Origin of the sequence: Pseudoalteromonas sp. Z9A5 (genome assembly GCF_011378875.1) — a bacterium.
GTDB lineage: Bacteria > Pseudomonadota > Gammaproteobacteria > Enterobacterales > Alteromonadaceae > Pseudoalteromonas.
This window is the reverse complement of the sequence record NZ_WTLC01000017.1, coordinates 2,222-23,450: the sequence shown is the minus strand read 5'-3', so window position 1 is coordinate 23,450 and position 21,229 is coordinate 2,222. Positions and strand designations below refer to the sequence as shown.

At 38.5% G+C, this 21,229-nt stretch carries 18 protein-coding genes; 6 read left to right on the top strand and 12 right to left on the bottom strand.

Annotation, left to right across the window (positions count from 1 at the left end; all coding sequences use genetic code 11):
• Positions 1–63: 63 nt before the first annotated feature.
• A complete protein-coding gene (gene fabB, locus GQR56_RS10290; RefSeq protein WP_024610177.1) occupies positions 64–1,275 on the bottom strand; it encodes a beta-ketoacyl-ACP synthase I in 1,212 nt (403 codons plus the stop codon).
• Positions 1,276–1,456: 181 nt separating this feature from the next.
• Between fabB and mnmC the strand changes: the two genes are divergently transcribed.
• From mnmC to GQR56_RS10275, 3 genes are all read left to right on the top strand, one after another.
• Complete coding sequence (mnmC, locus tag GQR56_RS10285) at positions 1,457–3,469, top strand: FAD-dependent 5-carboxymethylaminomethyl-2-thiouridine(34) oxidoreductase MnmC (protein WP_166111043.1); 2,013 nt, start codon at positions 1,457–1,459, stop codon at positions 3,467–3,469.
• A gap of 66 nt (positions 3,470–3,535) precedes the next feature.
• Positions 3,536–3,859, top strand: coding sequence for a hypothetical protein (locus GQR56_RS10280; protein WP_166111041.1), 324 nt, complete (start codon positions 3,536–3,538; stop codon positions 3,857–3,859).
• Positions 3,860–4,043: 184 nt separating this feature from the next.
• Positions 4,044–4,679 (top strand): SDR family oxidoreductase, encoded by a 636-nt coding sequence (locus tag GQR56_RS10275; protein WP_166111038.1) that lies wholly within the window; start codon positions 4,044–4,046, stop codon positions 4,677–4,679.
• A gap of 51 nt (positions 4,680–4,730) precedes the next feature.
• Here GQR56_RS10275 and GQR56_RS10270 read toward each other — a convergent pair whose 3' ends face one another.
• The gene (locus GQR56_RS10270; RefSeq protein WP_166111035.1) at positions 4,731–5,489 is read right to left on the bottom strand and encodes a sulfite exporter TauE/SafE family protein; all 759 of its coding nucleotides are present in this window, start codon (positions 5,487–5,489) and stop codon (positions 4,731–4,733) included.
• 192 nt (positions 5,490–5,681) lie between these two features.
• Between GQR56_RS10270 and GQR56_RS10265 the strand changes: the two genes are divergently transcribed.
• The 3 genes from GQR56_RS10265 to GQR56_RS10255 all read left to right on the top strand — a co-directional run bounded on the left by GQR56_RS10265 (position 5,682) and on the right by GQR56_RS10255 (position 8,290).
• On the top strand, positions 5,682–6,716 hold the full coding sequence (locus GQR56_RS10265) for a YHYH protein (protein WP_166111032.1): 1,035 nt from the start codon (positions 5,682–5,684) through the stop codon (positions 6,714–6,716).
• A 2-nt stretch (positions 6,717–6,718) separates the two neighbouring features.
• Positions 6,719–7,015, top strand: coding sequence for a hypothetical protein (locus GQR56_RS10260; RefSeq protein ID WP_166111029.1), 297 nt, complete (start codon positions 6,719–6,721; stop codon positions 7,013–7,015).
• A gap of 171 nt (positions 7,016–7,186) precedes the next feature.
• Positions 7,187–8,290, top strand: coding sequence for a hypothetical protein (locus tag GQR56_RS10255; RefSeq protein WP_206018147.1), 1,104 nt, complete (start codon positions 7,187–7,189; stop codon positions 8,288–8,290).
• A gap of 464 nt (positions 8,291–8,754) precedes the next feature.
• On the opposite strand, the gene GQR56_RS10250 is transcribed toward GQR56_RS10255, so the two are convergent.
• The 10 genes from GQR56_RS10250 to GQR56_RS10205 form a co-directional block, all read right to left on the bottom strand.
• A complete protein-coding gene (locus GQR56_RS10250; protein ID WP_166111026.1) occupies positions 8,755–9,024 on the bottom strand; it encodes a hypothetical protein in 270 nt (89 codons plus the stop codon).
• A 159-nt stretch (positions 9,025–9,183) separates the two neighbouring features.
• Entirely contained in the window at positions 9,184–9,753 is a 570-nt protein-coding gene (locus GQR56_RS10245) for a hypothetical protein (protein WP_166111023.1), read from the bottom strand.
• Between the two features lie 276 nt (positions 9,754–10,029).
• Positions 10,030–10,269 carry a hypothetical protein gene (locus tag GQR56_RS10240; RefSeq protein ID WP_166111020.1) on the bottom strand — a complete coding sequence of 80 codons (240 nt, stop codon included), beginning with the start codon at positions 10,267–10,269 and terminating at the stop codon, positions 10,030–10,032.
• The gene (locus GQR56_RS10235) at positions 10,262–10,741 is read right to left on the bottom strand and encodes a hypothetical protein (protein WP_166111017.1); all 480 of its coding nucleotides are present in this window, start codon (positions 10,739–10,741) and stop codon (positions 10,262–10,264) included. Before GQR56_RS10235 ends, GQR56_RS10240 begins: the two co-directional genes overlap by 8 nt.
• A 207-nt stretch (positions 10,742–10,948) precedes the next feature.
• Positions 10,949–14,224, bottom strand: a complete 3,276-nt coding sequence (locus tag GQR56_RS10230; protein ID WP_166111014.1) for a DEAD/DEAH box helicase family protein — start codon at positions 14,222–14,224, stop codon at positions 10,949–10,951.
• 64 nt (positions 14,225–14,288) lie between these two features.
• Positions 14,289–15,296, bottom strand: coding sequence for a virulence RhuM family protein (locus GQR56_RS10225; protein ID WP_166111011.1), 1,008 nt, complete (start codon positions 15,294–15,296; stop codon positions 14,289–14,291).
• Positions 15,289–16,608 carry a restriction endonuclease subunit S gene (locus GQR56_RS10220; RefSeq protein ID WP_166111008.1) on the bottom strand — a complete coding sequence of 440 codons (1,320 nt, stop codon included), beginning with the start codon at positions 16,606–16,608 and terminating at the stop codon, positions 15,289–15,291. Before GQR56_RS10220 ends, GQR56_RS10225 begins: the two co-directional genes overlap by 8 nt.
• A complete protein-coding gene (locus GQR56_RS10215; protein WP_166111005.1) occupies positions 16,601–17,644 on the bottom strand; it encodes a PDDEXK nuclease domain-containing protein in 1,044 nt (347 codons plus the stop codon). Before GQR56_RS10215 ends, GQR56_RS10220 begins: the two co-directional genes overlap by 8 nt.
• Entirely contained in the window at positions 17,644–20,082 is a 2,439-nt protein-coding gene (locus GQR56_RS10210; RefSeq protein WP_166111002.1) for a class I SAM-dependent DNA methyltransferase, read from the bottom strand. The genes GQR56_RS10215 and GQR56_RS10210 overlap by 1 nt, the downstream gene beginning before the upstream one ends.
• A gap of 1 nt (position 20,083) precedes the next feature.
• Entirely contained in the window at positions 20,084–21,007 is a 924-nt protein-coding gene (locus GQR56_RS10205; RefSeq protein ID WP_166110999.1) for a restriction endonuclease, read from the bottom strand.
• Positions 21,008–21,229 lie beyond the last annotated feature (222 nt).

Sequence of the window (21,229 nt, the reverse complement as noted above, 5' to 3'; positions counted from 1 at the left end):
GCAAAAAAATACCGCTTACTTAGCAAGTGAGCGGTATTTTAGTAATTAGTTTATAAAAACTTATTACGCTTTGTATTTACTCATAACTAAAGTGGCGTTTGTGCCACCAAAGCCAAAGCTATTTGACATAACTGTATTTATTTCAACATCACGACGTTCAGTCACAATATCAAGACCAGCAGCTTGTTCATCTAACTCATCAATATTAATTGAAGGTGCTACAAAGCTGTGCTCTAGCATCAATAATGAGAAAATAGCTTCGTGAACACCAGCAGCACCAAGTGCATGCCCTGTCATTGCTTTAGTTGCACTGATCATTGGTGACTTACCACCAAATACTTCTTGAATCGCGCCTAACTCTTTAACATCGCCTACAGGTGTTGATGTGCCATGCGTATTTAAGTAATCAATGCTGTCTACATCTTTCATAGCTTGGCGCATACAACGTGCTGCACCTTCGCCTGATGGAGCAACCATATCGTAGCCATCAGATGTTGCACCGTAACCAACAATTTCGCCGTAGATGTGAGCGCCACGAGCAAGTGCATGCTCAAGCTCTTCAACCACAACAATACCGCCACCGCCAGAAATTACAAAACCGTCGCGATTTGCATCATACGTACGAGATGCTTTTTCTGGTGTTTCGTTATACTTAGTAGAAAGTGCGCCCATAGCGTCAAATTCCATTGCAAGTGTCCAGTGTAGTTCTTCACCGCCACCAGCAAATACAACGTCTTGTTTACCAAGTTGAATTTGCTCTACCGCGTTACCAATACAATGCGCCGATGTAGCACATGCAGAGCTAATTGAGTAGTTAACGCCTTTAATTTTAAATGGTGTTGCTAAACATGCAGACGTGGTGCTTGCCATAGTACGCGGTACCATATAAGGACCTACGCGTTTAACGCCTTTTTCACGTAAAATATCTGCAGCTTCTACTTGCCATTTAGACGAACCACCGCCAGAACCAACAATAATACCAGTGCGCTCATTTGATACTTGGTCGTCAGACAAACCTGAGTCTTCAATTGCTTGCGTCATTGAAATATAAGAATAGGCAGCAGCATCACCCATAAAGCGCATTGCTTTACGGTCAACATGCGCTTTAACATCAATATCAATTTTTCCTGATACGTTACTGCGTAACTTATAATCAGCAAATTCTTGGTTAAAAGCGATACCACTTTTGCCAGTTTTTAACGATTCTAATACTTCTTCTTTGTTGTTACCAATGCTTGATACAACACCAATACCTGTAATTACAGCTCTTCTCATGGGTAATTCCCTTAGCTTAATACTAAATTGTGTTCTATTTTACGCGAATTTAATCACCTAAGTGGTCCGCTTTCTAGCGTACACTTGTACTCTGAACTGCTAGCTTATAAATAATGCCGGACTATTTCAAAGAAAACGCGTAAAATAATTAAAAAATATTATTTGTAAAATTTAATTAATCATGATCAAAAACGCTCAAACACACACTAATCACTTTAGTAAACCTGTTACTAATGATCTTGATTCTGCTTCTTTTTATGATAGTGACGTCTTAGTCAAATCTCATAATGTATTGTATGAGCAAAACAATATAGACACACGATTACAAAATCATGACCAACCATATTTTGTCGTTGCCGAAACCTGTTTTAATAACGGTTTAAATTTTTTAAATGTATGGCAACGCTTTACTGACCACCTTGCACGGCAACAAGTTCAAAATCAATTAGATAAAGGTGTTAAGCGACTACATTTCATCTCTTTTGACACCTGTGCGCTAACTGTAGCTGACTTATCAAAAATATTAAAAATGCATCCAGCAATTAATAGTTTAAGTAAGCAACTAATTGAGCAATACCCTATTAACTTAGAAGGCTGCCATCGCCTAGAATTTAATAATGGCCTTGTTGTACTCGATTTATACTTTGGAGAAATAACCAATTTAATCAAAGTAATGAGTTATCCAAAAATAGGTATTGTTGATGCTTGGTTTTTAAATAATTCATCTACAAACACCATACCAAAGCACTATCAGCAGAGCTTATTTAACGCCATTACCGATATAACAAAAACGGGCGCAACAATAGCCACATACGAAACAACTGAATGCCTTAACAATGAACTAGTTAAAGCCGGTTTTACAATACAAAAAGTAAAAGATTTTGCTTCTACAAAAAATGAAATATTAGTAGGTACGCTTAATAAAGCCAATAATATACAATCGGCTCCAGATTACTTTAGCCACGGCAACAGTTCACTTAAAAGTGTAGCGGTTATTGGCGGCGGCATTGCTAGTAGTTGTATTTTATATAGCTTGGCAAAGCGTGGGATCGAAAGCCAATTATTTTGTCAAGACTCAAAACCAGCAATGGGCGCATCGCATAACGTACAAGGTGCTATATATCCACATTTACAAGCTAAAAACTCGCCACACAGCGAATTATTTGCTCACAGTTTTTTATATGCTAAAAGGCTCTATAACCACTTACTCAATACTGGTTTTAGCTTTGATTACGATTGGTGCGGCGTATTGCAGCATGCAGTTAAGCAACCCCTAGCCGATAAACATCAAAATTTAGCACAAAAGCAATTATGGCCAAAATCGCTTATGCGAAACGTAACCGCGCAACAAGGTGACGAAATTGCAGGTATAAATACGGGTTACTCTGGTGTTTATTTTGAACAAGGTGGCTGGGTAAACCCACCGCAATTAGTAAATGCGATGCTAAATGCGGCAAACAACTTAACGCCATTTAAAAGCTCGTTTAATTGTAATATTGAACAGCTAGAAAAAACCGATGACGGCTGGTTTTTATCAACTAATGGTGAACGGCTAGGTCCTTTTAGTGATGTAATTATTTGTGCAGGCGAGCACAGTGACGCATTTGAGCAAACAAAATCACTACCCATTGTAGGCGTACGAGGTCAAGTGTCGCATGTTCAAGCAAGTGAGCAATCTCGCAAACTAAAAACAGTGCTTTGCCATAAAGGTTATTTTACCCCAGCTTATTTAGACCATCACTGTATGGGTGCCACATTTGAAAAAAACAGTAAAAGCCGACAAGTTACCGAACAAGACAACATCACCAACAAAGAACAACTTCTGAGCTTTTATGATCAAAGCGAGTTTGCCACCAGCTTAGGTAACATAACGTCGGCAAAGGCCGCTGTACGCTGCAGCTTTATTGACCACTTGCCAATGGCTGGAGAATGGGCGCAACAGAGTGATTATATAACTGCTTTTGCTAATTTACGTTTAGGTAAACGTTATCAATATCAACCGCTAAATAAACCACAGCAAGGGCTACACATTTTTACCGGTTTTGGAGCACGCGCATTATGTAGCGCGCCACTTAGCTGTGAGCACTTAATAAGTAGTTTGAATAACGAGCCTCGCCCATTTAGCGAACGGGTAAGCCAAGCTATACACCCTGCACGCTTTATAGTACGAGATTTAATGCGAAATAAAATTTAAATGACATAAATGCTTATTCCAGTAAAATAGGCATCAATAAAGGAAATTATTATAAAAAGGACTCTCATGAAAATTTTAATTGTTTTAATCACATTACTATCCACTGTATCGTTCAATGCACTAAGCCAAAACGTAACCGAAATTCCGCTTCCTGAAGAATTTGTAATAACAATGGATGTTACCAATGAGTACCCAATGATCCGCACTGGTTACTTAACTGATTCAATTGACACTATTACTGGCTTTTATAAAGAAAAGTTAGGAGAGCCTTTAAAAAATACAGGTAACAGCACTCATCACACTCTTTTTTATAACTACAAAGAGCATAAAGTAAAAATTAGTTTGTACCACCACAATTATGTGACTGAAGTTAGTATTATGATTGAATAAAAAGTTCTAAAAAATAGTAAATAAAAAATTATTTTAATGCCCTGTTAAGTATCTATTTTTATATAAGGTGTTTTTTAAATTAATCTATCTAAACAGATTTTTTACCCTTTAAAAATAAATTAGCACCCCAAAGTCTTGTTATACGAAACATTAATATTCAATCTCTTTTAAGAAGGAATTAATTATGAACAAGACTCTAATTATTGGTGCAAGCGGTCAAATTGGTAAAATGACAACAGAACTATTGCTTAAAAACGAGCAGAATGTAGTTGCTCTTGTACGTGATAAAAGTAAGTTAAGTGACTTAGAAAGCCCCTTTTTAAATATTGTAGAGCAAGACCTTGAAGGTGATTTTAGTAATGCGCTAAGTGGCTGTGACCAAGTTATTTTTGCAGCGGGTTCTGGTGGAAACACAGGTGATGATAAAACTGTTTTAATTGATTTATGGGCTGCCACAAAAGCCGCTAATTATGCAAAAGAGCACAACATTCAACATTTTATTATGGTGAGCTCTATTGGTGCAGACGATCCAGATTCAATTACCGGCGATTTAAAGCCTTACTTAGTTGCCAAGCATATGGCTGATCAGCATTTAATTAATAGTGGATTAAATTATACAATTGTTCGACCAGGCACACTTACTAACGACAAAGCTTCATTAGAAGTAACAACAGAGCGCCCTAAAGATCGAGATAAAGCTAAAATAAGCCGTGAAAACGTAGCAAATGGATTGCTGCACATAGCAACCAACAGCCCAAACAGCAGCCGTATATTTGAACTATTTGATGGCGACAAGCCTGTTAAAGCTGCCGTTAAATAAGCTGATGGAAGCTAAATAAAACTGCTAGTTAATGCAAAGGAATGCTTTGCATTAACTTAGTACTACACCAATACCCTGCCAAGCTAACTGTAATGCGAGTAGTGTCAAAATAAATTTAAAAACACGCTTAAATTTATCTGCAGGCATGCTGTGTAATAACTTAATTCCTAACCACGTCCCCACTGCACCACTCAAAACCATTGCACTAATTAAAGGTAACCATTGCCAAAAACTAAAACCAACCGCCCCATATATAATCGCTTTAAGTAGATGTTGAACAGACATAATACTAGAAAATGTTGCTGTATATTTTAACTTACTATAGTCACTAACATACAAACAACTGCCAACTAACGGACCACTCGCTCCTGCAAACATACAAATAAAAGTAGTCACTAACCCTGCACCAAAACGCCAGATTATTGAGTCGGTTTTAATTACAGGTTTTTTACCCCAGAGTAAATAAATAACAAAAACACCAACAATCAACTTCATTACATCAAGCTTTATATCGGTCATTACAAGGCTTGATAATAAAGCACCTGCTATACCTCCAAATGTAAAATAAACAAACATACTTTTATCTATATGCTTAAAGCTCAATAATAAACGGTTTGTATTTGAACCTAACTGCACCAAACCGTGCACAGGCACAACAACCGACATAGGCATTACTGATGCCATAACGACCAACAACATCAAACCACCACCAGCCCCAAACGCAGCCGATATAAAAGAAGTAACGCCAGAGAGAATAATAAGGAGCAAGGCAAATAGTGGCGAAATTAAATCACTAGTAAATAAATCCATGTTTAAACCCTAATTTAATAGAACCACAATAATGAAGATTAATAATAACTCGCTCTACCGCTATTTTTTTAAGCTTATTGTTTTTATTGGTAACGACCGCTTTTGCACTGCGTAATGTTTCTTAATTCTTGCACTTTGTTTGCACATTTAACAAATATTATACATTCAACTTAATTTATTTGGATTTACCCCATGCTTAAACCAATACCACACTTATTAAAAGCATTAACAGTATGCTTTATTACAATAGGTTTAGTTGCCTGTAATAGCGACAGCGAAGAAACAATAATAGAAGAAGACAGCATTGTTGTTGATGACAGTTCAAGCGATTCAGACACAACAACCGAAACCATTGTAGAGGTAGATCCATTTAACTTTGAAAGAGGCGCACTCGTTTCATCAATCACAACCGAAACATGTACATTAAGTAATGGCGATGAAGCATCTTGTTATCGAATTGATATTGCTGGAGCACCTTCAAATTATGAAATTAGTTCGTTTTGCCCTAAAAATATTACCTCAACCGCTGATGAAGCTGGTATTTGGTTTGACGGAAGCGGTGAAGTTTATGATATTACTGGTGACTTTATTTTAAGCCTGCCTACGCTATATAATGACAGTAATTGGAAGTTATATGACGAAAGTACTGGTTTGGTTAATATAACCGACACAGAGGAATCATGTGAAGGCGCCGCCAGACCAGACGTAGAAGAGCAATACCAAAACCACTGTGTTGAATGCTCAATAGACTATGTTAATGGTGGTATATCTGCATCATTTTTAATTCCTATAACGCCGATTGCCGCAGCGCAAACAATTAATGTAGGTCGAGTTAATATTGGTTTAGCACTTAATGGTGTAGAACTAGCAGCACCAGCACCCGTTGACGCTATTTTAAGTGCTTATACCATTGCAGCATTTGACGATTGCGCGGGTCATATAAACTTAAATGAAGGTTATCACTATCACGGCGAAGCCGGATGCAGTCAAACTCAAATTCAATCAGATGGTCATTCTGCAATGATGGGCTACGCACTTGATGGATATGGCATATTTGGAATGCTAGATGATACAAATACAGAGCCTACAGATTTAGACTCGTGCCGTGGACATACAGATGAAACACGTGGTTATCACTATCATGCAGCGAGCGTATCAGAAAACATGTTTATTGGCTGCTTTAGAGGTGAAATTGCACTTACCGAAGATGAAACAGGACCACGATAACAATGAAAAAAATTAACTTTATAAAGTCACTTCTTGCTGGGATATTTATTAGCACTTCATTTTTTGCATTAAGCCATGCAGGACACGGCAGTAATGCCCCATGGGAAGCATGTGCAGACAAAAAACTTAACGACGATTGTACATATTCAATACATCATCAAAAAGCAACAGGCACTTGCCAGGCCATGAATGAAGTACTTATGTGTGTACGTAATCAACCTCTTGAAAATATAATAGAAAAAGCGACACAAAAGCCAAGTAAAAATAAAAGTGAATCAATTTTGCCTATCAAACAATAAGTAAAATAGTATTAGCTACACGTTAAAAGCCTTAACTATAGTATGTTAAGGCTTTTTATCTAAAATGATTAGCGGGAGTAGTAGAAACCCCTTTATTTATCTGTTAAATTATTTAGTTAAATAATAATAACGAGATCCCGTAAAACGGGACCGGCACGTCAGGGAAATAACGTGAGCACAACGTTCAAAATAGTTTTTAGTGGGCAACTAAATGATGATGCCGACATATCAAATGTTCAAAGCAAACTCAGTGAGTTTTTGAGTATTCCTCATTATATTGTCATAAAGTTATTTGATGGAAAAGCCTATGCTTTAGTAAAAAACTTAACGAGTATTGATGCTGTAAAAACAGAATCAAAACTTAAAGCCTTCGGTTTAATAACTAAAGTAGAACCGCAATTCCCAAGTGTGATCCCAACTGAAAAAAACACTGACAGTAAACAAATCATTCTTCATAAAGCATCTGTTGATAGTGACAATTTAAATCGTGAAAAAACAGATAGTGAACAACATAATCAACAAACAAATTCAGTAATTAAAGAGCCAATATCAAATACGGTTGCAGCAACAAATACTAAAAACAAATGGCTTACTCGTACACTAAAAACGTCGCTTTATATTAACTACATCATACTTTTTATTTTAGTAATAAGTTCTATAGTCATCGCTTCAAAACTTATTACCAGTAACTTAGCTACAAAAAACAGTTCAAATGAAACAATCGAAAATTTTAGCTATACCCGTTATAAGCAATACTTAAACTACCAAAGCATTGCACCCGTTAATAACAACAGTGACGAGAAAATAAAAACAGATCAGCAGCAAATAAACGATTACTTTATTTTATTTTCACATTCAATAAATAACTACGCAGACACCGTTGGGCAATTAAATATTGAAGCAATGGGTGGCGACAAACTAAAACAGCATTTACAAGAAATAGACGATTTAGGCCCACAGTTTATGTTTTGGCAGCAGTTAACACGCTTAGCAAAAAACTTAAATGATGATGCACCGTACATGAGCCAATTTGAAAAAACAGATCCCGCTCAAATCCAGTGGATAAATGCGATTGACTGGATAAGCCAGGGCTACATAAGACAAAATCAAGATAAAAGCCAAAACCTCACACAACAAGCAGAACCTTTGCCTGTTGCTTTACAGAACAACAGTACCCTTACACTCAACTTAGTATTATTAATTACTTTAATGTCGTTTTTAACGCTGCTAATTATTTTATTAAAAGGTAAATTGCGAAGAATTTCATATAACTAAATATAAGAATGGAATGGCTTATTAGAGCCACGTGTAAAAGTAGTCTGTAGTGGTACAGTGATTTTGGCAACTAAAGTTAGTATTTTATTGGTAAGAGTAAAAGGCGGGTGTATTTAGGCATTATTTATACTTATTCACCTGAAGTTGATATTTTATAACAACTCTAAGCTAGCATCTAAAAGTGTGTTTTGTATAGTAAAACGACAGTTTAAACCGTTTTCATAAAAAAACCCGTTTATCTGAGTTATCAAATAAACGGGTTTATTATGGTTTTAAGATAACGAGTCTAAAAACCTTTATTGGTGGAACTGGGGGAGTCTTAACAGGAAGTGTAAAGCGCTGTTTTAAAAGAGCTTTAATATCGACAACTGCAACGGCAGGTACTAACTGTGGTACTAAAAGCTAATATCACATTCGAATCTTTACGCTAAATTCGTTTAATAAAACTTTTATAACTTTTTGTCCTACATGTCTTCCCATAGATTATCAGCATCTATATTTGGGTCTTTTTTCAGCTCTACTTTTTTAGTTTCTTCTGGCCATTCTATATTACTATCTCTTATTAAACCTTCCAGTGTAGTGTATGCAATAACGTTACCTTCATATTTAGTTAGCCATTTATTGCCATCCCACTCTATAAAATCGAATGTCCCAGCCCCTTCACCATATTTTACAGCCACAAAATAAAGACCTATCTCTGAAGGTTCATCAGTAAACCAATTGATGCTTTTCATTAATACTCTCGATTTAAATTGTCCTCTGAACACTTCGGCTCTTTTAGCTAAGTATTCAAATATGAAAAACTAACTAGCTCATACTTAGAATATAAAACTACTGCCAATCATAATTATTATGCTCAAAATCGAGCTCAAACAATTAAGTGAAATACTAAGCTAATTAATTTCATTAAACTCAATACCATTTAAACTTTTCACTTCAACTAATTGCTTAAATTCTTCACCACAAAATAGCCCTATCCCATCTAACAACTTAGATTTAAATAGCAATTTACTATCTATATCTGAATCAATAAATGCAAAGCTTTTAAAGCCACTTCTCAACCCTTTAGAGTAGTCCTCTATACATTTATCAAGATCTTCTTGCGCAAAAACACGCAAGTTAAAAAGTACCATTTCTGAGCCGTTTACGTCTATTTTAAGGAACTCGCCATATGCATCTAAAAAGTGATATAGGTAATCATAAGCTTCCTTAGATAATAATAAAAAGCCACCTTGGATATAAATATCAACTTTATCATAATCAATAGATAACGGCTTAATAGGCATAACATCTGGCCATATATTAAGAATAGAATCATTATTTGCATGTAAATCAAAAATTTTAACCATAAACTCTGCCTCAGCAATGTCTGTATAGCCTTTTAATGATTGATACATTGAATAAGGGTCAAAATCTAATATGTCCCCTTGGTCATTCTTATTGTTTATTCTGTATACTTTCATGACTATTAAAATCTCATGATCTTACTCTGCATGCATTGTTGTTTGAATAAGTGCATTTTTTACACTTAAAGCGTCCCATTCCCCGTAGCAAAATGCTTCTCGCTCATTTCCAAGCATTGTTAGAGAAAAGTTTTTAACTTTGCCACAAATAGCTTTATTGCTACTAAATACCAAGTTATCACTCGATTATGGCTACTGTTGCCAATTTATATCATTGGTAGCATATTTAGAAAGAGCGAGTAAGCCACAAAATATGCTGAGCTTACCCTATCATTTTTAGCCAAGTTCTTCGAAAGGAGGTTTGAGCAGATCTTTTAGTAGAATTGGAACTCCATTTTCTTCTGCTTTTTTATACAATTTTATTAATTTCACTAACTCCAATTCATACATGTACGAACTTTCTTCATAGTCATCTTTATCTACGGTCTCAGATTGAGATAAAAAATCATTATGCTTAATTGCAGCCTGTAAAGCTTGGATGCAGACAGATAGAGTTCTTGTCTCAATGCTAGGCATGCTTTGCTCCTTTTATTTTAATTCCGGCGTTATATGCCAACTTATCAAGAGCTTCGATGAATCTATCTAACGGCATTTCAAAGTTCGGAGATATTGAGTAATGCCAACACTTTTTCCTTGCCATATAATGATCTTTGGTAATGATTAATTCTGAGGGAATATGGGTTCCTTTAGGGATTACAAAGTACTCCCAGTTTTTGTAGCCAAAAATACCTTCTTTGTCTACCAGAGATGTGCCTACCCCTTCCTCTGAAAGTACTACTTCCTTCACTCCCTCTTTAATAATAGTAACATCAGGTGCTCTAATATCGCCATTAGGCAGCTGCTTACTGTAAAAATCGGGGTATAAAGGATTAAGCTTATTGTCGACCTCAGAGTTATGAAGCCCTCGCCAAAGCGTCAGTTTTTTTTCTGCGCGATAAATTTTTTCAATATCGCCCCGACTGATTATAACTTGCTCCAATGTAATCATAATTAATTCCCTTATTCTGAATAGTCATGTTTGATCTAGTTGCACAGCATTTATACAATACGGGGTTTGTGTTGTATAGTTTATTTCTAGACTAAAGCCCACTATTGGTTTATCCAGTTAAGTACTTTGATAATGAAGTGTTCTAAAATATTTTTAGCATTAAACCTTTCTTTAAATAATTCAGCTTTCTTAGCTAAATACAGAAAATCACTTTCTACTATTTAACCCACTCAACATGTCAAATATCACTCGCTGAAAGTGTTGGTTTCTTGCGGGGTCTGACAGTAGCTGCATCATTTGTTCTTGATGTGCGTCACTGCTTCCTAAAATGGCGTCGTCCATTGCTTGAGGGAAATCACCTAGCATAGCTTGCTCTGGGCTGTTGTTTGCAATCTGGCTCATTACAGAGGCGTTTTCGCTTAGTTTATCGCGTACTGTAAAGGCATAGTTAAGCATGTCTTTATTAGTTAGGTTATCAGTGATGAAAACCTCATTAAGCTTGTCGATTATTTGTGATAAAAACGCTTCTTTTTTATCCTTCGCTTTAGCACTACCCACATCATTACTTGGCTCTAGCTTGTAATCAGGCTCGTCTTCTTTTAGCTGTATATCTTGCTGGCGTATTTTTGATAGACGGTAATGGCTCATTACTACGTTGTCTAAATCAAGCTCATCTTCAGTCACTACTTTTTCACGTAACAGTGGGCGCAAGTGGCGAGCAAATAAGCTTAGCTTTTCAAGCTCTTTATCATCGTACTCCACCAGCTGTGACATAAACTCGTAAAAGCGGGTAAAGCTGCCTAAATCCTTTTTGAATATCTCTAGGCGGTCTTTTTCTTGTTTGCACTCTTTAAAGCTTGTTTCTGCGTTAGCTATTAATACAGCGTCTTCAGTCTTTTTGGTGCGTTCAAACATTTCTTTCGCTTTTATATACGCCTCAATTGCAGATGCATAACGCTTTTGCCAACGCTCTTTAGCGGGGTGAATAATATTACTGATAGCCACGTTTGACTTGTTCTTGGTAAAGAAGGCTGCACAAAATTGCTCAACCTCAGACCACAAAAATATACCGCTAGCACGCAGCTTCTCAAACAAATCAAAAACAATCTGAGGGTCAGTAACATCAGCAAGCTCTGCGGTTTGGTAGTAAGGCTGAAATGCCTCTAGTATGTCTTCAGGGGCATTAAAGAAGTCCAATACAAACGTGCCAGTTTCAGCTTTACTTGGGTAAGTACGATTTAATCGCGACAGGGTTTGTACACACTCAACGCCACCTAGCTTTTTATCTACATACATAGCGCATAGCTTTGGTTGGTCGAACCCCGTTTGAAACTTATTAGCCACCAGCATTACTTGATAATCGTCACTATCAAAGGCTTTGCGCATATCGCGGCCTTTAAGATCAGGGTTCATATTTTTTTCAGTAAACTTTTTATCTAAAAATGCAGCGCTGTCAGGGTCGCTTTTAGTAAACTCAACTTCGCCTGAAAATGCCACCATAGCGCGTATTGTCGAGTAACCTGTTTTTTGCTCTGCAAGCGCCTCTGCCACGTATTTATCAAATGCTAGCTTATAACGTACAGCCTCTTTACGTGAGCCAGTTACTACCATTGCTTTAGCTTGTCCGCCTAATAAACCCATTACGTTATCTTTAAAGTGTTCAATAATCACTTTAACTTTTTGCGATATATTATGGTCGTGTAGACGCACCCATTGGTTAAGCTTTACCGCTGCCTTTTTGCTATCAACCTCTTCATCTGCCGCTTCTATTTTTTGAGCAAGTTGGTACATCACCTTATAGTTAGTGTAATTTTTAAGTACATCTAATATAAAACCTTCCTCTATTGCTTGGCGCATTGAATATATGTGATACGCCACTGGCTTATTTTGTTTTGATGGAGGTAGTTCTGGGTCAGGTAATCGACCAAACAGCTCTATTGTTTTTGCTTTAGGTGTGGCAGTAAATGCATAGTAGTTAAGGTTTGCACTACCACGGCGGGCTGCAACGGTTGCATCGAGTATATCCTCTGACGATAACTCAATGTCATCGTCAGTCTCTTCAGTCATTAGTACTTCTTTTAACTGGCGAGCTGTAGAGCCGCTTTGTGATGAATGGGCTTCATCGGCAATAACTGCATAACTGCGCTCTTTTAAGCTGGTACTGTTCTCTATAGCGCGTAAAACAAACGGGAAGGTTTGAATGGTTACAATAATAATAGGCTGAGCGTTTTCAAGTGCACTGGCGAGCTTTTCTGATTTAGAACCGTCACCCTCTTTATTATTAATACGCCCTACCACACCATCTGCATGCTCAAACTGATAAATAGTATCTTGCAGCTGATCATCAAGTACTGTTCTATCTGTTACAACAATCACTGAATGAAATTGCTTATTACCTTGCTCGTCATACAGAGTAGAAAGCTGGTGGGCTGTCCAAGCAATAGAGTTTGATTTACCTGAGCCCGCACTATGTTGAACCAAGTACTTGTTACCTGTGCCCTCTTCTATTGCCGCATTAATAAGCTTACTTACTACATCCCACTGGTGATAGCGCGGGAAAATAAGCGTTTCTTTTTTATCTTTTAGCCCTTCCCAATTTTCAAACTCTTCTATTTGCAAGTGTACAAAGCTGCCTAAAATATTAAGCAGATTTTTAGGCACTAATACTTCATTCCACAAGTAATCAGTTGCATAACGGCTAGTATCTTCAGGTACATCATTACCTGCACCACCTTCACTTGTGCCTTTGTTAAAGGGTAAAAAGAAGGTGTCGCCGCCTGCAAGCTTCGTGGTCATATATACTTCATACTGGCTTACAGCAAAGTGTACTAATGCACCACGCTTAAACGTAAGTAGTGGCTCTGGCTTTTTAGTCGTAGGGTCTTTAGGTAAGCGGGTTTGTTTGTATTGCTTAATTGCATTTTCAACCGCTTGCTTAAATTCTGATTTAAGCTCAAGGGTTGATACGGGTAAGCCATTTACAAACAATACTAAATCTATGCGCCAGCTCTTGGCTTTGCTGCCTGTTGCTGCTAAGTGCTCAGCATTGGCATACGGGCTATACACCAATTCTTGCACTATACGGCAGGTGTTTTGCTCGTAACGTGCTAAGGTTTCGGGGTTTAGGTTGTGCTCTGGTTTAAATTGGCATAGATCAAAACGCGCATTACGAATTTTTAAACCGTGGCGCAGTACACCTAATACACCATACGTGCGTGAGGCTTTATCTGTGGCGTTTATATCGGCTTTTTTAAGTTGTACTACCAGCGCTTCTAAAAAGTGGCGTTCAGGGTCATTTGGGAACACTTTACACAGCTTTTGCCACTCTTTAGGTTGGGTGTTTTTAACAAAGGCCAGTGCGTCTTGTTCATACAACGCGGTTTCGCAATTGTAGCTAGCACCTTTGCCTTCAGCCCAACCATTGGCTACCATTTGGCTAATTATGTCGTCTTGAAAAATACGCTCTTGCGTTGTATCTATCACTTTTATTATTCCTTATACGTGACTTATTTAACGTGTTGGGTTTTTAACCTAAAATCAATTAACGTTAACTATTCGGTTTATCCTGCAGCTGCTTGAGTGCATTAGCTAAATCTAAATCAACCTTTGATGGCTGTGCATCAATTACTCTGCGGTACTTATCGTATTCTTGTTTTGCTTTTTCAGTGGCCTGCGCTTGTGAAATATTGCCAGCGTGGTTAAGTACTTCATAGTCACTTAAGCGTAAAAAGTCATCAAGCTTGCTTGCCCAATCTGCCATCTTCATTAACTTGCCATTACGAGCTTGTAGCTCTGCAAATTCTAAGTAGGAGTTAACCAGCCTGTTTAAAGTATCGAGCTCTTGCTCATTTAAATAGTTTTTGCCTGTAACCACCTCTTTGCGGGTTGGCTCCGTGCCTGCAAAGCTGGTTAAGCCTAAATGAGGTTTGTCGGCATCAATACGTTTAAAAACAAGCTCTGCCGCAGTATTACCATGAGCTGCCCAATGCATTTTGTTTTGAACTTTAGCAAAAAAATCGACACTGGTTTGTGCTTTGCCATCGTAATCTATGCTGGTGGCGTATATGTCGCATACCTTGCGCCAGAATATTTTCTCTGATGAGCGTATATCACGTATACGATTTAACAGTTCATCAAAGTACTGCATGTTATCTGGATTTTTAAGGCGCTCGTCATCCATTACAAAGCCTTTAATTAGGTACTCTTGTAATGTGCTTGTTGCCCATTGGCGAAACTTGATGCCTTGCTTAGAGCGTACACGGTAACCTACTGCAATAATTAACGGCAAATTATAGTGCTTAGTATTGTAGTTTTTTCCATCTTCTGCAGTTGTTCGGAATAACCGAACAGCTGTATTTTCATCCAGTTCTTGCTCGTTAAATATATTAGTTATATGTTCACTTATCGTTGCTTTGGACTTGCCATACAACAGGCATAAATCAGCTTGGGTTAACCATAGCGTTTCTGTTTCAAAACGACATTCAACCTTGGTTTTCCCTTCATCTGTTTCAAATAAAATAAACTGTCCAAGCGGTGGTGTGACATCATTAGTCATTAGGTTGCTCCCAATTACGCACGTCGATTTTCCCTGTGACTGCAGCTGAAATAAGGGCGGTACGGCGTTCTTTCAATAAAGTAATTACATCTTCAGCTTTCTCCGTCGAACTCTTAATTTTATGAACGCAGCCGAACACCCATTTAATTATTTTGCTTTGCTCCTCAACTGATGGAAACGCAGCCGTTAAGCTACGCACATTATCCATTCCGATAGTTTTTAAGGTTGCGCCAGAAGTGTATCTATTGAACTCAGACTCCATTGCATAAAACACCAAAAGTAAATATTCAGGAATTAAATACTTTTCATTACACAACCAGGCAATCAAATGCTGAGAGACTGCCATTGGTTTAGTTGTTATCGCACTAAGACCAATTGAAGCATCCCGAGTAAATACGACAGCTCTTGCTGGCAACAAATGAGCAGACGAATTGGCCATACCTAATTCACTTATTTGATATGCAGTATTATCAATATAGTCAACGACCTTTAGTTGTCTGGAATCATTGAGAGAAACCCAAGGAACGGTGCAATCAACCCAATATTCTTCTTTGGTTTTGCTTGGCGTATGCCCACTTTCTATCTTCGCGTAATTTTTTATTTTACTCACTATCCAATGCGCTGGCACTTCACCCAGCCACTCGACACCCGAATCTTTCATCGGGGTATTTGGGTGCTCTTTATTAGGAATGCCTTTAGTCACTGCATGGCTGATCACCGCTTGGCGCTTTTCTTTTAATAACTTAATCAGTTGTTGCTGCTTTTCAATCAAGGTGTCGATTTTAGCGGTTTCGTGATCGAGGAAATTGGCGATGTTTTGTTGTTCATCGAAAGAAGGGAATGTTACCTGATAAGGAGCTATCTGCTGTGTTGAAAGCTGGCCTATTGCAGAGCTTTCAACTCTAAAATCTATAACTTTATTGATAAAATATGCGAAAAACTTACCATGACTTTCACCTGTTGGAGACAAAACAAGTAAGCGTATAATTGCATCATAAGCGTGATCTCTATATACGGCGAATCCCACTTCTCCACGACCGCTAACAGTTATTGTATTTGGGGGATAGTTACATTTACTCGTATACCCATATATAGATTTTTCATCATTTGCATTGGTATAGATTGGGTAAGGGTGTTCTGCAGTTTTTTCTTCAGAAAAAAATTCGTTCTTAACATCTCCACCAGCTTTAATACTAAAAATTTTAGATAATGATGCAGATTTCCAATGGATTGGAACATCCCCTATCCATTCTATACCTGAATCCTTATATTCAGGATAAGCCTGATATTTGCCAACCTTTAACTCACTCATGATCGCTCCCTAATTGTGCTAACACTTCGACACTGGGCAATTCGTATTTCAATGAATCTGGGAGTTGTTGAGTTAAGCGATACTCGGCAATACCCATAGGTTTATCCATGCCGCTAAGGGCGTATTCGGCCACTAACTTATCTTTCGTTTTGCACAGTAACAGGCCAATGGTGGGCGCATCGCCTGCTTTGGCGAGCTGCTCATCAACCGCTTTAATATAAAAATTAAGCTTGCCTGCGTGCTCTGGCTCAAAGTCGCCTAATTTTAATTCAATCACTATATAGCAATGTAAATGCACATGATAAAACAGTAGGTCGATATAAAAGTCACGCTCGCCCACTTGCAACGGATATTGCTTGCCGATATAGGCAAAGCCTGCGCCTAGTTCGAGCAAAAATTGGGTAATATGTTTTACCAGCCCTTGCTCTAATTCGCGCTCAGAATGATTTTTGGCGAGGCTTAAAAAGTCAAAAATGTACGGGTCTTTTAAGGTTTGAATTGCCAGCTCAGATTGCGCGGCAGGTAAACGCTGCTCAAAGTTGTGCAAGGCTTGGCCGTCGCGTTGCCACAAGCCACTTTCAATTTGGTGCACCAAAACATTACGGCTCCAGCCATGCGCTAATGTGTTGCTAACATAATAGGCCGCCTCGTCAGTGGTTTTGCACTTACTGATAATTTGAATATTGTGACCCCAAGGGATTTGCACTAATTGGGCAACAAGCTGTTGCCCAATTGCATCGCTGGAGAAAAATTGATACCACTGGCGAATGTATTTTAGATTGCGCTGTGAAAAGCCTTTCATTTGTGGAAATTCGGCCATTAAATCTTGGCTGAGTTGGGCTAATAACTTATCGCCCCACGCGGCTTGCTGTTGGCGGGTAACTATTTCTTCGCCCAATTGCCAATACAAAGTTAAAAGCTCGGTATTCACTTTAACAACGGCTTTTTGCTGGCTTGATGCCACTTTTTGTTTAAGCTCTGTTAGCCATTGTTTGTATTCTGCACTTTGCAGTAATGCTGGGTGTTTGTCGCTCATTACGAGTGTACCTCTTGCAACAACTTCATTATGTCACGGCTCACAGCATCAAGTTCTTCGTCAATCTCGGCTAAATCACGTGGTGGTTGGTATTCATAAAAATGGCGGTTAAACGGGATTTCGTAGCCAACTATGCCTAGTTCACCGTCTTTATCGTCGCGCTTAGTGTCGTTTATCCATGCATCACTTACATGGGGTGCTACCTCGCGGTTAAAGTAGTTTTCAACCATTTGGGTTGTGCTGATACTTGGCTGAGCTGAGCCGTTTAAATAGGCCTCTTTTAACGGTACGTTTTCGTTGTCGCGTAGGTCGCCATCTTGCTTAAAGGTAACTACTTTACCTTGCCACTTTGTAACATTACCTTGATATTCAAATGCTCCATACATTGGGTTTGCTTCATCTTTAAATAATTTATCAACAACGCATTCTGCCGCTGGGTTTTTAAAAGTAATGGCATCGAGCAGCTGTTTTTTCTCTTTGGTGTCGAGCTTAATATCTGACGTTTTAAGCGCTTGTGTATAGGTAATATCAAACTGGTTAAAGTCCTCTGATTGTAACTGCTTGCCACCAGCCTCGTCGCCTAATTGTGTTTGTAGTTGCTGCGCTTTTTCCATGAGGGATTTTTGGAATAACCAAAGCTTAGGCTCTAGCACGTCTTTAATTTGCTTTTCTTTAAGCTCGGGGAAGTCGGCTTTAATAATGGCTCTGGCTTCAATTTCGACAGTGCTTAAATCACCATACTTGTCGTCAGTAGTCCACTGTGCGCCAAACTTTTCATATAGTGCCATCATGGCTGCATTGTAAGGCTTAGGTGCAAAACGCAGGGATGCAATAGCTTCATCAGTTACTTGCGCTGACAACCTAAGTGGGCGCTCTATGGTGATACGGCGATAACCAAACTCATAGGTATTAAATATTTTACTGGCAAAGGTTTTTGCTACATCGGCTTTAGGGTTAGCCGCTTGGCGACCTCGGCTACTTTTAGCTTCGGTTGGTTTAGTTAAGCCTAACTCTTCAAGTGTTGTTGTTTCTACTTGTTCAAAGTTACCAAAGCTGCGAGTGATTACTTTAATATCGTCTTCGCTCATAATGTTTCGTTTAGAACCAAGAGATTTACGCATTTTACCGCATAGGTTAGCGCCATTAATTAGCTGAACTTTATTTTTACGTTCTGAGTTTTTACGCTCAGCGCTTTGCTGCTGTGCTTTTTTATTAGATAGCACCCATACATAGGTAGCAATACCTGTGTTGTAAAACATATCAGTAGGTAAGGCTATAATTGCCTCAAGTAAGTCAGACTCTAAAATATAACGACGAATTTCGCTTTCGCCACTGCCTGCACCGCCCGTAAATAAAGGTGAACCATTTAAAATAATACCAATACGCCCGCCGCTGTTAGTAACATCTGCAGAGGCATCACGCATTTTACTAATAAGGTGCATTAAAAATAACAGTGAACCATCTGACACTCTTGGTAAGCCTGCACCAAAGCGACCATCAAACCCCTTAATTGTATGCTCGTCTTTAATATCGCCTTCAATCTTTTTCCAATCTACACCGAATGGCGGGTTAGACAGCATGTAATCAAACTTATCTACTGCTAGCTGATCATTCGATAAGGTATTACCTAGTTTGATGCGGCTTACGTCTTGCCCTTTAATAAGCATATCGGCTTTACAAATAGCGTAAGACTCTGGGTTTAGCTCTTGGCCAAATGCTCGCATAACCGCATTAGGGTTAAGCTCATGTGCGTACTCCATACCTGATGATAAAAAGCCACCTGTGCCTGCTGTTGGGTCGTAAATGGTGCGAATAATCCCTTCTTTGGTTAGGGCGTCGTCGTCTTCCATAAATACCAGTGAGGTAGTTAAACGTACAATATCACGTGGGGTAAAGTGCTCACCTGCGGTTTCGTTAGAGCTTTCAGCAAAGCGACGTATTAGCTCTTCAAACACTAAACCCATATCGTGGTTTGATATAGCTTGTGGGCTTAAATCGGTCGTGGCGAATTTTTTAACGACTTTAAAAAGTAAGTTAGCGTCATCTAATAACCCTATAAACTCATCAAACTTAAAGTGCTCAAATATCTCGCGGGCATCTGCTGAAAAGCATTGAATATAACTTTCAAGGTTGATTTTAATATCACCCTGACCCATTTTGCCTAAATCCATAGGCGAGGTATTAAAAAAGGTTAAGCCATTTGTAGCTCTGATCAACAGCTTTTCTTGTGCATCTTCTGGCAGGTTTAACGCTTTAATCCGCTCAAACTCGGCTACTACAGCATCTTTACTTGGTGCAAGCACACACTCAAGGCGGCGTAATAAAGTAAAAGGTAAAATAACACGGCCATATTGAGACTGTTTAAAGTCACCTCGAAGCAGATCAGCTACTGACCAGATAAAAGCAGCGGTTTGAGAAAAGTTGTTATTAGTTGTCATTTTAATCTTCCATAAAGTAATCGCTATCGAGCGCTTTTACTTCAAATACGTGTTTGGTGCTTACACCTAAATTATGAGTAAGCATGAGTTCGGTTAATTGCGCGCCATCCACCAGCACTATGCGTTTTTCTATCATGCCTACATATTCGAGGGCATCTTTACTAAAGCTGCTGGTGGTAATGAAAACGCCCTTTTTAGCACGGTGCATATCAAGCGCACCTGCAAAGGCTTGTATATCTGGCCGACCAACTGTTTTATTGGTATAACGTTTGGCTTGCAAGTATATCATTTCAAGACCAAGTTTATCTTCTTTGATTACCCCATCGATGCCACCATCTTGCGTGTATTGAGTAGCTTGGCCTGCATCTTTACGTGAACCGCCGTAACCCATAGCGAGCATTAAATCGACCACTAGGTTTTCAAAAAACACGGGGGATGCTACTAATATTGCTTTAAGTATTTCGTCACTTAGATTGGTATTGAGGGTATCGACTGCAGCTTCTATAAGCTCTTCAGGGGTTTTATCTGAGTTATTACTTACTATACTGGTGGTGTTTACTTGTGCGGGCTCGTTTGCGTCTTTAGAGCGTGTTTTAAAATCGAGAAAAGCATCGAACTTACTTAAGTATTGGTTATTAATTGGCTCGCCTGACTCTATTGCAGCTAACCCTTTTTGAGTGATTTTACAAAAAGCCCTTTTAGGCTGCTCTATTAAACCCGCTTGAACTAAGTAAGTTTTAGCCCACCCCAAACGATGATAGGCATAGGTTTGCTTGCCGCTCGGTATGCGGAGCTTTAATTGTTCGGCACTAAGCCCAAGCTTACAGTAAACATCGGCATCAATATCACGCAGTTTAACGGTTTTACCATTGGCTAAGCATGCAAGTAATGGGGTCATGAAAGATTGGTAGTCAGGGAGTGGCATACAATTCCTTTACTAGTGAAGTAGCTATAATCCATTATTAAGTAAAAGATATTATATAAAACTGACCCGTTTATCAAAGCAAACAGCCATGCCTAGGCTCTTTAAAATCAGTGAATTGACTAAATTACGCATCAAAGGTGATCGTTTAAAGAGCGATCACTTCCTAGATAAACCAGTTAAAGTTTGTACATCTTTAAGGCGAAGAATTCTCTTACTATCAGT